At 60.7% G+C, this 13793-nt stretch carries 15 protein-coding genes; 2 read left to right on the forward strand and 13 right to left on the reverse strand.

Translation table 11 applies throughout. From position 1 onward, the window contains the following. Positions 1-23: 23 nt before the first annotated feature. The 7 genes from BM074_RS02100 to BM074_RS23410 form a co-directional block, all read right to left on the reverse strand. Positions 24-1253: a class I SAM-dependent RNA methyltransferase gene (locus BM074_RS02100; protein ID WP_091919440.1), complete on the reverse strand. Its 1230-nt coding sequence runs from the start codon at positions 1251-1253 to the stop codon at positions 24-26. Further along, entirely contained in the window at positions 1253-1990 is a 738-nt protein-coding gene (locus BM074_RS02105; protein ID WP_091919442.1) for a TlyA family RNA methyltransferase, read from the reverse strand. Before BM074_RS02105 ends, BM074_RS02100 begins: the two co-directional genes overlap by 1 nt. A 2-nt stretch (positions 1991-1992) precedes the next feature. Then, positions 1993-3912 carry a 1-deoxy-D-xylulose-5-phosphate synthase gene (gene dxs, locus BM074_RS02110; RefSeq protein ID WP_091919444.1) on the reverse strand — a complete coding sequence of 640 codons (1920 nt, stop codon included), beginning with the start codon at positions 3910-3912 and terminating at the stop codon, positions 1993-1995. Positions 3913-3987: 75 nt separating this feature from the next. Next, positions 3988-4911: a pirin family protein gene (locus tag BM074_RS02115; RefSeq protein ID WP_091919445.1), complete on the reverse strand. Its 924-nt coding sequence runs from the start codon at positions 4909-4911 to the stop codon at positions 3988-3990. Positions 4912-4993: 82 nt separating this feature from the next. Further along, positions 4994-5248 (reverse strand): exodeoxyribonuclease VII small subunit, encoded by a 255-nt coding sequence (locus BM074_RS02120; protein ID WP_027230082.1) that lies wholly within the window; start codon positions 5246-5248, stop codon positions 4994-4996. A gap of 2 nt (positions 5249-5250) precedes the next feature. Beyond that, positions 5251-6177, reverse strand: a complete 927-nt coding sequence (locus tag BM074_RS02125) for a histone deacetylase family protein (RefSeq protein ID WP_091919447.1) — start codon at positions 6175-6177, stop codon at positions 5251-5253. A 160-nt stretch (positions 6178-6337) separates the two neighbouring features. Beyond that, positions 6338-6460, reverse strand: coding sequence for a hypothetical protein (locus BM074_RS23410; protein WP_280139057.1), 123 nt, complete (start codon positions 6458-6460; stop codon positions 6338-6340). A gap of 114 nt (positions 6461-6574) precedes the next feature. On the opposite strand from BM074_RS23410, the gene BM074_RS02130 reads away from it, so the two are divergent. Beyond that, complete coding sequence (locus BM074_RS02130; RefSeq protein WP_139217611.1) at positions 6575-7003, forward strand: hypothetical protein; 429 nt, start codon at positions 6575-6577, stop codon at positions 7001-7003. Here BM074_RS02130 and BM074_RS02135 read toward each other — a convergent pair. The 4 genes from BM074_RS02135 to BM074_RS02150 all read right to left on the reverse strand — a co-directional run bounded on the left by BM074_RS02135 (position 7000) and on the right by BM074_RS02150 (position 11721). After that, on the reverse strand, positions 7000-8283 hold the full coding sequence (locus BM074_RS02135; protein WP_091919451.1) for a cystathionine gamma-synthase family protein: 1284 nt from the start codon (positions 8281-8283) through the stop codon (positions 7000-7002). The two genes, BM074_RS02130 and BM074_RS02135, sit on opposite strands and share 4 nt — an antisense overlap. Before the next feature lie 96 nt (positions 8284-8379). Then, complete coding sequence (gene ribB, locus BM074_RS02140; protein WP_027230086.1) at positions 8380-9483, reverse strand: 3,4-dihydroxy-2-butanone-4-phosphate synthase; 1104 nt, start codon at positions 9481-9483, stop codon at positions 8380-8382. A gap of 12 nt (positions 9484-9495) precedes the next feature. Next, positions 9496-10590 (reverse strand): chorismate synthase, encoded by a 1095-nt coding sequence (aroC, locus tag BM074_RS02145; protein WP_027230087.1) that lies wholly within the window; start codon positions 10588-10590, stop codon positions 9496-9498. Between the two features lie 156 nt (positions 10591-10746). Then, the gene (locus BM074_RS02150) at positions 10747-11721 is read right to left on the reverse strand and encodes a Bug family tripartite tricarboxylate transporter substrate binding protein (protein WP_175498864.1); all 975 of its coding nucleotides are present in this window, start codon (positions 11719-11721) and stop codon (positions 10747-10749) included. A gap of 356 nt (positions 11722-12077) precedes the next feature. Here BM074_RS02150 and BM074_RS02155 point away from each other — a divergent pair, with 356 nt between their 5' ends. After that, the gene (locus tag BM074_RS02155) at positions 12078-12332 is read left to right on the forward strand and encodes a DUF1344 domain-containing protein (protein WP_027230091.1); all 255 of its coding nucleotides are present in this window, start codon (positions 12078-12080) and stop codon (positions 12330-12332) included. 6 nt (positions 12333-12338) lie between these two features. Here BM074_RS02155 and BM074_RS02160 read toward each other — a convergent pair whose 3' ends face one another. Next, positions 12339-12941 (reverse strand): histidine phosphatase family protein, encoded by a 603-nt coding sequence (locus tag BM074_RS02160; protein WP_244532763.1) that lies wholly within the window; start codon positions 12939-12941, stop codon positions 12339-12341. 2 nt (positions 12942-12943) lie between these two features. Further along, positions 12944-13762, reverse strand: a complete 819-nt coding sequence (fabI, locus tag BM074_RS02165) for an enoyl-ACP reductase FabI (protein ID WP_027230093.1) — start codon at positions 13760-13762, stop codon at positions 12944-12946. Positions 13763-13793 lie beyond the last annotated feature (31 nt).

Here is a 13793-nt window from a genome sequence, read left to right on the forward strand (position 1 = left end):
GGTGTGCTTCAAATTCAAGCCCTCTATTTCTTGCTCAACAGCGCCACGGCCTCGACATGGGGCGACCAAAGAAACTGGTCGATCGGGATCACCCGGTCGATCCGGTAGCCGCCCTTGACGAGTATGCTCAAGTCTCGTGCCAGGGTGACGGGATTGCATGACACCGCCGCGACTTTCGGCACGGTGGATTTGGCAATCTCGATCGATTGCGCTTCGGCGCCGGCACGCGGCGGATCGAAAACAAGTCCGTTGAAGGGCGCGAGTTCACGCGCAAGAAACGGCCGGCGGAAGAGATCGCGGCGTTCGGCGGTCACCGGCTTCAGGCCCTGCACCTGGCGCACGCTACGGTCAAGCGCGGCCACCGCCGCTGCATCACCCTCCACCGCATGCACCGCGGATTTCTCGGCAATGCGCAAGGCGAACGTGCCGGCACCCGCAAAAAGGTCGAGCGTCTTCTTGGCCTTGGCGAGATGGGCGGTCACCAGAGCTGCCATGGCGTTTTCTGCATCGACTGTCGCCTGCAGGAAGCCGCCGGCTGGCAAAAACACCGGCACCCTGCCGAATTGAACCATGGGCCTGCGCGGTTCGACGATGATTTCGCCTTCATAGGTCAAGCGGGCAAAGCCCTTTTTCAGCACCAGCGCCGTCAGGGCCTGGCGCTTTGCGGCGTCCGGGGCCTGGCAACCCGAGACCATGATGTCGAGACCCGAGGCCGTTGCCGTCACGGTCAACCGAAACGGCTTCATCCCCCCACCGACAACCGCAACGAGATCGCGCAGGTCATCAAGGCGCGACACGATATCAGGCAGGGTCACCGGGCATTCCGAAATGTCGATGAGATCATGGCTGAGATGGCGATTGAAGCCGAGCACCGCGCCGTGATCGCTCGTGCGAGCCGCAAACACCACGCGCCGGCGGGTCTGCGGCATGCAGGGCACCAGCGGTTCAAGATCGAAAGCGAGCCCCCTTCCCGCGAGGGCTTCCTGCACCAGCGAGCGCTTCCACACCCGATAGGGTTCATCCTGCCAATGTTGCAGCGCGCAGCCGCCGCATTCTTCGAAGTGGCGGCAGGCAGGGGCGACGCGCTCCGGCGAGGCTTCGAGCAAAGCCATGAGCGTGCCCCGACCATTGTCGAGCGCGATATTGGCGGTCTCGCCTGGAAGTGAGAACGGAACGTAGGCGATCCCGGATGCCGTCGAGGCAATGCCGTCGCCGCCCGCTCCCATCTTCTCGATTGTAACGCGTGTGCTCATCAAACTTTTCTTTTCAATCCGGCGAGAAGATACTCGCGGTTGCCGTCGCCGCCTTCGATCGGCGAAGGACAAAGTCCGAGCGCGTTCCAGTCCGGCATTGCATCAAGCCATTTTCTTAGATCATCCGCCACCCGTTCGCCATCCTTCGGGTCGCGCAAAATTCCGCCCTTGCCGATGGCCTCGCGCCCGGCTTCGAATTGCGGCTTGACGAGGAGGACGCAGTGCGACCCAGGTTCGGCCAGATCGAGGGCTGGCGGCAATGCAAGTTTCAGCGAGATGAAACTGACGTCGGAGACGACGAGATCGGCCTTCAGGCCGCCAAGATGGTCTCGGGTCAGTTCCCGCGCATTGAGCGATTCAAGGTTGGTTATCCGCGGGTCGCCGCGCAACCGCTCATGCAACTGTCCGTGCCCTACGTCGACAGCGGTAACATGGGCCGCGCCGCGTTCAATCAGCACTTGCGTGAAGCCGCCGGTCGAAGCGCCGATATCCAGGGCTGCTCGCCCAGCAACGGGAATGTCGAAATGGTCGAGGCCGGCAATGAGCTTGAGCGCAGCGCGGGAAACGTAGGCGCTGGCGGGGTCGTCAACGAGGATGATGGCGGCTGCGCCAATCACCGCGCCCGGCTTGGTGACGACGGCACCATCCACTTTGACAGTCCCACGCACGATCGCATCGCGGGCGCGCGAGCGGCTGGCAAAGAGGTCTCGTTCGACCAGAAGCTGGTCAAGCCGCATTGTCACGCGCGTGCTGGCGCAACCAGTTGATCGCGTCCGAGCGCATTGAATACGGCCTGTACAATACCGGCGCTGTCGAGCCCGGCGCGCGCATACATGGCTTCGGGCTTGGCATGATCCTGGTAGGCGTCCGGCAGGGTCAGCACGCGGACGCGCAGGCCATGGTCGAGAAGCCCGTCGCGGCTGAGGAAATGCAGCACGTGCGAGGCGAAGCCGCCGACCGCGCCTTCCTCGACGGTGACGAGAACCTCGTGTTCGCGCGCGAGGCGGCGAATGAGGTCCTCGTCGAGCGGCTTGGCGAACCGTGCATCGGCGACCGTGGTGGAAAGACCGGCGGCGTCGAGTTCATCGGCGGCAACGAGGCACTCCTGCAAGCGCGTTCCGAACGACAGCAGCGCGACCTTGGCGCCCTCGCGGACAATGCGTCCCTTGCCGATCTCGAGGATCGCTCCACGCTCCGGCAGGTCGACGCCGATGCCATCGCCGCGCGGGTAGCGGAAGGAAATCGGACCTTCATCGTAAGCGGCGGCCGTTCGGACCATATGGCGAAGTTCGGCCTCGTCCGATGCGGCCATGACAACAAAACCCGGCAAGGCAGCAAGAAAGCCGGTGTCGAACGAGCCGGCGTGCGTTGCGCCGTCGGCGCCGACAAGTCCAGCGCGGTCGATCGGAAAGCGTACGGGCAAGTTCTGCAACGACACGTCATGGACGACCTGATCATAGCCGCGCTGCAGGAAAGTCGAATAAATGGCGGCGAAGGGCTTGTATCCTTCGCTCGCCATGCCGGCCGCAAAAGTTACCGCATGCTGTTCGGCAATGCCGACGTCAAACGTGCGCTGCGGAAATACTTCCCCGAAGAGATCGAGACCGGTTCCGCCCGGCATCGCCGCCGTGACAGCGACGATCCTGTCGTCATGGCGCGCTTCCTCAATAAGGCTCGTCGCGAAGACCTTCGTGTAACTCGGTGCGTTTGCAGGCGGTTTTGCCTGCGCGCCGGTGATCACGTCGAACTTGTTGACGCCATGATATTTGTCGGCTGCCGCCTCGGCAGGGGCATAGCCCTTGCCCTTTTGCGTGACGACGTGGATCAAGACGGGACCGTCCATCGTGTCTCGCACGTTCTTCAGAACCGGAAGCAGATGATCGAGCTTATGGCCATCGATCGGGCCGACATAATAGAAGCCGAGCTCCTCGAACATGGTGCCGCCAGTCCAGAATCCGCGCGCATATTCTTCCGAAAGCCGCGCCTTCTCCTGCAGGAATTTCGGCAGTTTCTTTGCCAATTGCTTTGCCGTCTCGCGAAACGTGCGATAGGCCCGGCCGGAAACGAGGCGCGCAAGATAGGCGCTCATTGCGCCGGTCGGCGGCGCAATCGACATGTCGTTGTCGTTGAGAATGACCACGAGCCGCGCATCGAGCGCGCCGGCATTGTTCATCGCCTCGTAGGCCATGCCCGCCGACATGGCGCCATCGCCGATGACGGAGACGACATTGCGCCTCGTTCCGGCGAGGTCGCTGGCGACAGCCATGCCGAGCCCGGCGGAAATCGAGGTGGACGAATGGGCAGCACCGAATGGATCGTATTCGCTTTCGCTCCGCCTGGTGAAACCGGAAAGCCCGCCCTCCTGGCGCAAGGTCCGGATGCGGTCGCGCCGACCGGTCAGGATCTTGTGCGGATAGGCCTGATGGCCGACATCCCAGATGATACGGTCGTGCGGCGTGTTGAAGACATGGTGGAGCGCAATGGTGAGCTCGACGACGCCGAGGCCCGCGCCAAGATGACCACCGGTCGTCGACACCGCATCGATAAGCTCGGTGCGCAGCTCAGAAGCGAGTTGCGGCAGGTCCGACTCCGGTAGCGCGCGCAGGTCCGAGGGGATCTTGACGCGGTCGAGCAGCGGTGTGTCAAAATTCTTGGCCAAGGTGCGAGGCTCCGTTTAAAAGTCAGGCGTTCCTAGAGTAAATCGACCTGTGCGGCAAGGAGCCGGGCCTTTGCCCTACCCCTCCGGCAGGGGAATGAATTCTTCTTCGTCGCCAGGGACAATATCGAAGCGGCCGCTGCGCCACTCTTCCTTGGCCTGTTCGATACGCTCCTTGGACGACGAGACGAAATTCCACCAGATATAGCGCTGAGAGGGCAGAGCTGCGCCGCCAAAAAGCATGAAATGCGCGCCTTCCGGTGCGCTGATGATGATTTCGTCGCCGCTGCGAAACGCCAGCAGGCGGTCAGCCGGGAATGTCTCGCCGGCGACCTCGACCGGGCCTTCCAGCGTATAGATCGCCCGCTCTTCGGCCGCTGTCCCCGGTATCTGGATGCGTTTTCCGGGTGCAAGGCGAATATCGACATAGAGCGTTTCGGCGTGCTGCTTTACCGCTGACTTGGCGCCGTGGAACGTTCCCATGACCACGCGCACGTCGATGCCGTTTTCGCTCATCGAAGGAAGCTCGGCAACACCGGTATTGGCAAAGGCCGGGTCGATCTCTTCGAGATGGTCGGGCAAGGCGAGCCAGGTCTGCAGGCCGGAAATCGGCAGCGGCTCCTTGCGCAATTCTTCCGGCGACCGCTCCGAATGGACGATGCCCCGCCCCGCCGTCATCAGGTTCACGTCGCCTGGACGAATAACCATTTCGGTGCCGAGGCTGTCGCGATGGCGTATCTGGCCGTCGAACAGGTAGGTCACCGTGGAAAGGCCGATATGGGGGTGCGGGCGCACATCGATCCCCTGGCTCGGACGCAGAATTGCCGGGCCCATGCGATCGAAAAAGATGAAAGGGCCGACGAGCCGGCGCTTGGCGGTCGGCAGCGCGCGGCGCACTTCAAGATTGCCGATATCGCTGGTGCGAGGAATGATCAGCGTTTCGATGGCGTCGGCGGCCGTCCTGTCGCCGGGCTCGGGGTCATTGCCAGGGAAAAAGCTCATGGGCGCACTCCTTGGGTCACACCACGACCCGAATTGATACCAACCATAGAGTCCCGGCGCGCCGTTGAACAGCGTCGCTCAATTACTCGGGATCAAGCGGCTCGGTGCCGACCGGCTGTCCGTCGCGGCCGAGGCGAATCTTCTCAACCTTGTCTTCGGCCACTTTCAGCAAGGCATCGCAATGTTTCTTCAGCGCTTCGCCGCGCTCGTAGATGCGAATCGACTGTTCGAGTGGCACGTCACCGCGCTCGAGGTCATCGACGATCTTCTCCAATTGGTCGAGCGCCTGTTCGAAGCTCATGGCAGCGATATCGGTATTGTTCGGGGCGTCGGCCATGGTCAACCTTCCATCAAGCGTTTGATATGCGCGCCCGCGGAGAGCGACATTCCCTTGAGGTCGTAGCCGCCTTCAAGAAGGCTGACAAGGCGATTTCCCGCAAAGCTCCCAGCTCTTTCCATGAGCATTGCGGTTGCCCAGTCGAAATCCTCTTCATCGAGGTTGATTTCGGCGAGAGGATCGCGGCGATGCGCGTCGAAGCCCGCCGAAATGATGATGAGTTCGGACTGGAAAGTATCGAGAGCGGGCAGAATCCGCGTGGTGAACGCTTCGCGGAAATGGTCGCTGCCGGTCATCGGCGCAAGCGGCGCATTGACGATATTGCCGGCGCCGGTTTCGGATTTCGCACCGGTGCCGGGATAGAGCGGCATCTGGTGCGTCGAACAATAGAGCACCGAGGGATCGTCCCAGAAAATGTCCTGGGTGCCGTTGCCGTGGTGGACGTCCCAATCGACAATCGCGACCCGTTCGACGCCGTGCTCCTTTTGCGCATGGCGTGCGGCAATCGCGGCATTGTTAAAAAGGCAAAAGCCCATGGCCTTGTTGCGCTCGGCGTGATGGCCGGGCGGGCGCGAGGCAACGAAGACATTGTCCGCCCGCTTGGCAAACACGTCGTCGACGGCGGCGGTGGCCGCGCCGATCGCGGTCAAGGCCGCCTCCCAGCTTTTCGGGCTGACTGTCGTATCGGCATCGACGCGCGTCAGCCCCTCATCCGGTATTGTGCCGCGGACGCGCTCGATAAATTCCTGCGGATGCGCATAAAGGATCGTCGCCTCATCGCCCATCGGCGCTTCGGCACGGTCCAGACCGTCAAAAGCGCTATCCTCCAGCACCTTGGCGAGCGCGCGCAGCCGGTCGGGACGCTCGGGGTGGCCCGGGAGCGTCAGGTGTTCGAGATAGATCGGATGCGTATAAAGGCGAGTAACCATGAAAACTTTCTGCGCTGCCAAAAGGGCATGAGCATGACCGATCAGTTGCAGAGAGAATTTGCACCGGTCGGAGCAGCTTGTTCAAGACGAAAGTGGACGGATTGGTACGAAAGTCGAATTGACGTGGCGTAGCGAACGACCCTCTCATAACAAGGTCCCGTCAATTGCGCGTGAACACATGACCACCATTGCCGATGTCAAGAAACTCGTAGCTCCCTTGCTCGAGCGCCACCATGACCTCGCGCTCGTCAACCGCAAGCTGATAATCAAGCCGGTCCGACATGTCCTGCGATTTGTGTGCATAGATCGTCGGAGTGACCCGTTCACGTTTGCTGCCGATACAGCCGTGAACCTGTCGTTTTTGAACTTTGGCGGTTGGTCGCTGAGCGGTGGGCGAATGCTCTACATACCGGGACGGCTTTGGGACACGCGCGATGCGGAATCGCTGCAGCTTCTTCGCGATATGATCGAGTTCGAGGCGCTGCCTGAGTTGCGCGCCATCAATACGATCGACGATTTCGTCGCACACCGCTCGAATGACCCGGAAAATTCGCGGTACTTTTTTGCCGATCCTGATCTCCTGGCGACGATTGCCATCGTCAAAGGCGATCTCGACAAGGCGGCATCGATCCTTGACGCGGGCTTGGCCAGTGGCAAACAGGATTGCGTGCCCAAATATTATCCCCTGCTTCTCGCCCGCGACCGGCAAGGCCTCCTTGATTTCCTCCGCAAGCAGCAACTGAACTCGATCGCGGCGCTCAAACTCGAAAGCTATTTCGAGCCAGCGCCCTTCCCTATCGAGTTGCAGGGCGCAACCGCGCGCTAGGCTTCGCTCAAGGCCTGCGCAAGATCTGCGACCAGATCGTCCGGATGCTCGATGCCGATCGACAGGCGGATGGTCGAATCGAGAACGCCTATACGCTGGCGCACATCGAAAGGCACGCCCGAATGCGTCATCGTCGCCGGGTGGCTGGCAAGTGATTCCGTGCCGCCAAGGCTCACCGCAAGCTTCAAGATCTGCAGGGCATTCAGGAACTTGAATGCCGCAGGCTGACCACCGACAATATCGAACGAGAAGGTCGAGCCCGCGCCGGTGCATTGCGCGGCAAAGGTCTTGCCGAGCGGCGATGCCGGGTCGTGATAAGGCAGGTAGTGGATTTTCTCGACCTTCGGGTGCTCGCGCAAAAAGTCGGCGATGATGGCCGCGTTGTTATTGGCCTTCTCCATTCTAATCCCAAGCGTTTCGAGCGAGCGGCCGAGCATCCAGCACGAGTGCGGATCGAGCTGGGTGCCGATAGCGCCGCGCAGCGCCTTGACCTGTTTCATGACGGCCTTGGAGCCGAGGGCCGCGCCCGCGATAAGATCGGAATGGCCGCCGACATATTTGGTCAGGGAATAGAGTGAAATATCGGCGCCATGCTCGATGGGGCGCTGGAACACCGGCCCGAGCAACGTGTTGTCGCAGGCGATCACTGGGCGATGGCCTTGCGCTTCGGCAATTGCGTCGGCAACCCGGCGGATCATCGCCACGTCAACGAGGCTGTTCGTCGGATTGGCTGGCGTTTCGATCAAGATCACGGAGACCCGCCCACGCTTGATCGCGTCCTCGGCGGCAGCTTGAACGGTTGTCTCGTTCACACCGTCGGCAAAGCCGACTGCCGCTACGCCCATATTGAGGAAGGTCTTCGCAAGCAGCGTTTCCGTGCCGCCGTAAAGCGGCTGCGAATGAAGGATTGCATCGCCGGGACGGACGAAAGCGAGGAGCGTCGTTGCGATGGCCGACATGCCGGACGAGAACAGGGCACAGCTTTCCGTACGCTCGTAGACGGCAAGCCTGTCCTCGACGATTTCGCTGTTCGGATGGTTGAAGCGCGAATAGACGAGCCCGGCGCCGGTGCCCTCCGGCGGCTCGCGCCGCCCCGAGACGAAATCGAAGAAATCCCGCCCCTCCTCCGCCGACTTGAACACGAAGGTCGAGGTGAGAAATACTGGCGGCTTCACCGCGCCTTCGGACAATTCCGGATCATAACCGTAATTGAGCATCAGGGTTTCAGGATGCAACTCGTGATTGCCGATGCGGGTTTTGGAGGGATGGGGCGCGGTCATAACAGTCTCCTCGCTGGTAGCCTTACCAGCGAGACTATAGCAGATAGGAAGACCGTTCCTTGCGAATTTGCCCGGCTAATCGCAACAGTTTGAAGGTTAGAGGATGTCCGTCTTCGTGATCTGGATGCCGAAACCCTCGAGGCCGACATAGTGGCGCTCGCGCGAGGACAGAAGCCGGATCGAGGTGATGCCGAGATCTTTCAGGATTTGCGCGCCAAGACCGATCTGCCGCCATTCCTCCTCGCGCACCTTCGCCTCGGCGTGGGCCTCGCGGTCCTGCAGGGTGGCACGATTGCGGTCATCGTCACGGCCGACGCCGACGGAGCCTTCGCGCAGATAAACGATGACGCCGCGCTTTTCTTCGGCAATGCGCTTCATGATGCTGTCGAGCGTGTTGCGCGCGCCGAATACATCGCTCAAGACGTCTTCGCGCTGCAGGCGTACCGGCACATCCTCGCCGTCACGAATATCGCCGTAGACGATAGCCGCGTGGTGCATGGGCTCCCACGGCAAGGCATAGGTAATGGCCCTCGCCTTGCCAGCGCACGTGTCGATATCATATTCGCCGATGCGCTCGATCAAGGTCTCCTTGCGCTGCCGATAGGCGATGAGGTCGGCCACCGTTACCTGGTGCAGATTGTTCGTCTCGGCAAAGGCCGCGACCTGCGGGCCGCGCATTACCGAGCCATCGTCATTGACGAGTTCGCAGATGACGCCGACTGGCGGAAGCCCGGCAAGCTTGCACAGGTCGACGGCAGCTTCGGTATGTCCGGAGCGCATGAGGACGCCGCCTTCGCGCGCGACAAGCGGGAAAATGTGTCCGGGCCGGACAAAATCCGCCGCGCCTGCATTGGGATTGGCGAGATTGCGCACGGTGAGCGTACGATCATCGGCGGAAATGCCCGTCGTGGTGCCATGCTTGTAATCCACCGTCACGGTGAACGCCGTTGCATGCGGCGCGTCGTTCTCGGCGACCATCGGCGCGAGATTGAGACGCCGCGCATGGTCGCGGGGCATGGGCGTACAGACGATGCCCGAGGTGTGGCGGACGATGAACGCCATCTTTTCCGGCGTGCAATGCACGGCCGCAACGATCAGATCGCCCTCATTCTCGCGTCCGTCATCATCCATCACGACGACGATTTCGCCGCGTTCGAAGGCGCGCAGAGCATCGACGACCCGTTTTTGATTGTAAGCCATGAAAGCGCCCCCCTAAATGCGGCCGGTCTGGCCGCGATGCCTCAAATAATGATCCGCGATGGCGCATGCGACCATCGCTTCGCCGATCGGTACGGCACGGATGCCGACGCAAGGGTCGTGCCTGCCCTTGGTCATCACATCAACCTGCTGGCCATCGGCATCGATGCTGCGGCGCGGGGTCAGGATCGACGAGGTCGGCTTGACGGCAAAGCGGGCAACGACCGGCGCGCCGCTCGAAATTCCGCCCAGTATACCGCCGGCATGATTGGAGAGGAATATGGGTTTGCCGTCATTGCCCATGCGCATCTCATCGGCGTTCTCCTCGCCGCTGAGCCTGGCCGACTCGAAACCGTCGCCGATTTCAACGCCCTTCACGGCGTTGATCGACATGAGGTAGCTTGCAATATCCTGATCGAGCTTGGCATAGACCGGCGCGCCAAGACCTGCAGGCACATTCTCCGCGACAACCTCGATGACCGCACCGATCGACGAGCCCGCCTTGCGGATGCCATCGAGATAGGCGGCAAAGGTTTCGACCGAGCCGGCATCGGGTGTAAAGAACGGGTTGTTGTCGACCTCGGCCCAGTCCCAGCGAGCACGGTCGATCGAATGTATCCCCATTGCGACCAGCGCGCCGCGCACCACAAGACCCGGCACGACTTTGCGCGCAATGGCGCCGGCAGCGACGCGCGCGGCGGTCTCGCGGGCCGAGGAGCGCCCACCGCCGCGATAGTCGCGAATGCCATACTTCACATCGTAGGTATAATCGGCGTGGCCGGGGCGATACTGGCGGGCGATATCGCCATAATCCTTGGAGCGCTGGTCGGTATTCTCGATCATCATCGAGATCGGCGTTCCCGTCGAGATCATGGTGACGCCGTCATCCTGCAACATCACGCCCGAGAAGACCTTGACCTGGTCAGGCTCGCGCCGCTGCGTCGTGTACTTCGACTGGCCGGGCTTGCGCTTGTCTAAATAGGCCTGGATTTCGGCTTCCGTGAAGGAAATTCCCGGCGGACAGCCATCGACCACGCAGCCAAGCGCTATGCCGTGGCTTTCGCCCCAGGTGGTGACACGAAAAAGATGACCGAAGGTATTGTGCGACATGTGGGTTACCCGCCTTTGGGAGGCGTTTTATGAGTGTTTCCTCCCGTGGTCAAACCCGTCGCTGCTAAATTCTCAATGCGGTGCGGATCCTTATGCTCCCGCGATTGCTTTCGCCGGCGACGGTTTCGCCGCCGACGAAAAGATCTTGGAAACAGATCAGTCCAAAGTCACGCCTGTGCTTTTGACGATGGGCTCCCATTTGGCGATTTCCGCCTTCACATGGTCGGCAAGCGCTTCCGGCGTCGATCCGACGATCTGCGCGCTGAAATCGTTCATGCGCGTGATCAGTTCGGGATTGGTGAGCGCGGTATTGGCGGCCTTGTTGAGGCTGGCGACAATCTCAGGCGGGGTGCCCGCAGGCGCAAACAGCGCGTTCCAGGTGTAGGTCTCATAGCCAGGCACGGTCTCGGCCACCGTCGGCATATCCGGGAAGGACGGCGCACGCTCCTTCGTCGTGACGCCGAGGCCCTTGAGCGACTTCGCCTTTATATGGGCCGACGAAGAGGGCAGATTGTCGAACATGATCGAAACCTGATTGCCGAGAAGGTCGTTCAAGGCCGGACCTGCGCCCTTATACGGAATATGCTCCATCTTCACGCCGGCCATGCTCTTGAACAGCTCACCCGAAAGATGCAGCGGCGTACCGTTCCCGGATGAAGCATAGGAGTACTTGTCGGGATTGGCCTTCAACAGATCGATGAGTTCCTTGACATTGTTGACCGGCAGCTGCGGATTGACCACGAGCACGTTGGGAACGACGACAAGAAGCGAGACCGGCGCGAAATCCGTCACCGGGTCATAGGGCTTTGTCTTCAGCATGAGCGGATTGAGCGCGTGGGTCGCGACGGTTCCCATCAGAATCGTATAGCCATCGGGATCGGCCTTGGCGACGCGAGCCGCACCGAGATTGCCACCGGCGCCGCCGACATTCTCGACGATCACCTGCTGCCCGAGCGATTTCGACATATTGGCTGCGACGAGGCGGGCAACGAGATCGGTGGATCCGCCGGCAGCAAAAGGCACCACCAACGTAATGGCGCGCTCCGGAAATGTATCGGCAGCTGCAGGCAATACCGATGCAACGATCGAACCCGCGGCAAGTCCAAGAACAGTGCGTCTGTTAAACCCCATGAATATCTCCTCCATAATCTCGGTTGATTCAATGCATATCGTAATCATCAAAACATAACGGCGTGCAGGGATTAAGCAATAAGACTTATGGCGGTATGAGGGACTTAACAAAGCGCGGCAAAGGAGCCGTGTGCAAGGCCGTCAAATCCGGCCGGCGGCCGGCCGCGGTGATCAAAATCGCGAGAGCCATGGAAAACCAGGAGCTGTAGCTTATGCCGTTTCCGGATGGAGGGCGCGTTCGGGTCGACGGTTCTGATTTCAACAAATCTACCGCAGATTCGCAATTCTTTTGCCACAAATCATCGCTCTAAGTGTGCGCGTCGCCCGACCACCGATTTGATAAAGAGGATTCGAAAATGCGCTTCTTTGTAGCAACATTCATGTTTATTGCCTCCCTGCTCCCGGTCGGTGCGCTTGCGGACGATGCACAAGGGACAATCACCAAGATCGACGAGGACAATTCGACGATCACGCTCGACGACGGCAAGGTCTATAAATTGCCGGGCGAGTTCGATCTTAGCGTCATCGAGAAGGGTATGAAGGTCACGTTGATGTTCGACGTCGTCAACAAGGAACGCTTCATCACCGATATCGAAGAAACCCAGGAATAATCTGGGCTAGAGCCAGGTAAGCTTGCCGTGCTCAAGGCGCAGGATGTGATCCTGCGTAATGGCGAGGTTGGCCGCGTCGTGGCCATCCAACCCGTTGATCATCTGGAAAATGGTGCGAAGACAGCCGCCATGCGTAACGCACACGGTCGGCCCCTTCACCTCGGACAGCCAGCTCGCCACGCGGATGCCGAGCATCGCATAGCTCTCGGCTGTTGGACCGGGCGGCACGAAGGTCCACTTGTTGCGCGCACGTTCCTCGACAAGTTCCGGCGTCTTCCTGGCGATGTCCTCGATCATATAGCCCTGCCAGTCGCCGAAGCTGACTTCCATCAGGCGCGGATCGGTGTGGTAGGCAGCCGGATCGACACCCATTCGGGTGCGGATGCGTTCCATGGTCTCGCGCGTGCGGCGCAACGGACTCGCAACGAAATCGAATCCTGCGCCATCGCCGATGAGCGACTTGATAAGATCGCCGTTGCGGTCGGCCTGAGCGCGGCCGCGCTCATTGATATCGATATCTTCCTGCCCCTGGATTCGCTCCGTCACGTTCCAGTCCGTCTCGCCGTGACGCGAGAAATAAATCAGCGTGTCGGGCGGGATCACTGCGATGCTCAATCTTTCACGACGGAAATGTCAGGTGCGTCCACGGCTTTCATGCCGACGACGTGATAGCCGCTGTCGACGTGATGCACTTCGCCGGTGACCGAGCGGGAAAGGTCGGAAAGGAAATAGAGACCGGCGTCGCCCACTTCCTCGATGCTGACCGTGCGGCGCAGCGGCGCATTGTACTCGTTCCACTTGAGGATATAGCGGAAATCGCCGATGCCTGATGCTGCAAGCGTCTTGATCGGCCCGGCGGAAATGGCATTGACGCGAATATTGTCGGGGCCGAGATCAACCGCGAGATATTTGACGCTCGCCTCGAGCGCGGCCTTGGCAACGCCCATGACGTTATAGTTGGGCATCACTTTTTCGGCGCCGTAATAGGTGAGCGTCAGGATGGAGCCGCCATCTGTCATCAGCTTTTCGGCGCGCTTGGCAACTGCCGTCAACGAATAGACTGAGATCAGCATGGTCTTGCTGAAATTGGCTTCGGACGTGTCGACATAACGGCCGGTCAATTCGTCCTTGTCGGAAAATCCGATGGCGTGCACGAGGAAATCGAGCTTGCCCCATTTCTCTTCGAGAGCTGCAAAACAGGCATCGATGGTCGCGGCGTCGCCGACATCGCAATGGCCACAGAGAAAAGCGCCGAGTTCCTCCGCAAGCGGCTCGACCCGCTTCTTCAAAGCGTCGCCCTGATATGTGAAAGCGAGTTCGGCGCCGGCGTCATGAGCCGCCTTGGCAATGCCCCAGGCGATGGACCTGTTATTGGCCACGCCCATAATCAGGCCCCGTTTACCCTGCATCAAACCGGTTTTGGCGGTCATATACCAACCCTTCATGAGACTTGTGATCGAT

The organism is Phyllobacterium sp. CL33Tsu (assembly GCF_900113985.1).
In the GTDB taxonomy this organism is placed as follows: Bacteria; Pseudomonadota; Alphaproteobacteria; order Rhizobiales; family Rhizobiaceae; genus Phyllobacterium; species Phyllobacterium pellucidum.

Excerpts from the sequence above, each read along its gene's own strand:
- BM074_RS02100 (WP_091919440.1), bottom strand. The coding sequence starts at position 1,253 with ATGAGCACACGCGTTACAATCGAGAAGATGGGAGCGGGCGGCGACGGC.
- BM074_RS02105 (WP_091919442.1), bottom strand. The coding sequence starts at position 1,990 with ATGCGGCTTGACCAGCTTCTGGTCGAACGAGACCTCTTTGCCAGCCGC.
- BM074_RS02115 (WP_091919445.1), bottom strand. The coding sequence starts at position 4,911 with ATGAGCTTTTTCCCTGGCAATGACCCCGAGCCCGGCGACAGGACGGCC.
- BM074_RS02120 (WP_027230082.1), bottom strand. The coding sequence starts at position 5,248 with ATGGCCGACGCCCCGAACAATACCGATATCGCTGCCATGAGCTTCGAA.
- BM074_RS02125 (WP_091919447.1), bottom strand. The coding sequence starts at position 6,177 with ATGGTTACTCGCCTTTATACGCATCCGATCTATCTCGAACACCTGACG.
- BM074_RS23410 (WP_280139057.1), bottom strand. The coding sequence starts at position 6,460 with ATGTCGGACCGGCTTGATTATCAGCTTGCGGTTGACGAGCGCGAGGTC.
- BM074_RS02130 (WP_139217611.1), top strand. The coding sequence starts at position 6,575 with ATGCTCTACATACCGGGACGGCTTTGGGACACGCGCGATGCGGAATCG.
- BM074_RS02135 (WP_091919451.1), bottom strand. The coding sequence starts at position 8,283 with ATGACCGCGCCCCATCCCTCCAAAACCCGCATCGGCAATCACGAGTTG.
- ribB (WP_027230086.1), bottom strand. The coding sequence starts at position 9,483 with ATGGCTTACAATCAAAAACGGGTCGTCGATGCTCTGCGCGCCTTCGAA.
- aroC (WP_027230087.1), bottom strand. The coding sequence starts at position 10,590 with ATGTCGCACAATACCTTCGGTCATCTTTTTCGTGTCACCACCTGGGGC.
- BM074_RS02150 (WP_175498864.1), bottom strand. The coding sequence starts at position 11,721 with ATGGGGTTTAACAGACGCACTGTTCTTGGACTTGCCGCGGGTTCGATC.
- BM074_RS02155 (WP_027230091.1), top strand. The coding sequence starts at position 12,078 with ATGCGCTTCTTTGTAGCAACATTCATGTTTATTGCCTCCCTGCTCCCG.
- fabI (WP_027230093.1), bottom strand. The coding sequence starts at position 13,762 with ATGACCGCCAAAACCGGTTTGATGCAGGGTAAACGGGGCCTGATTATG.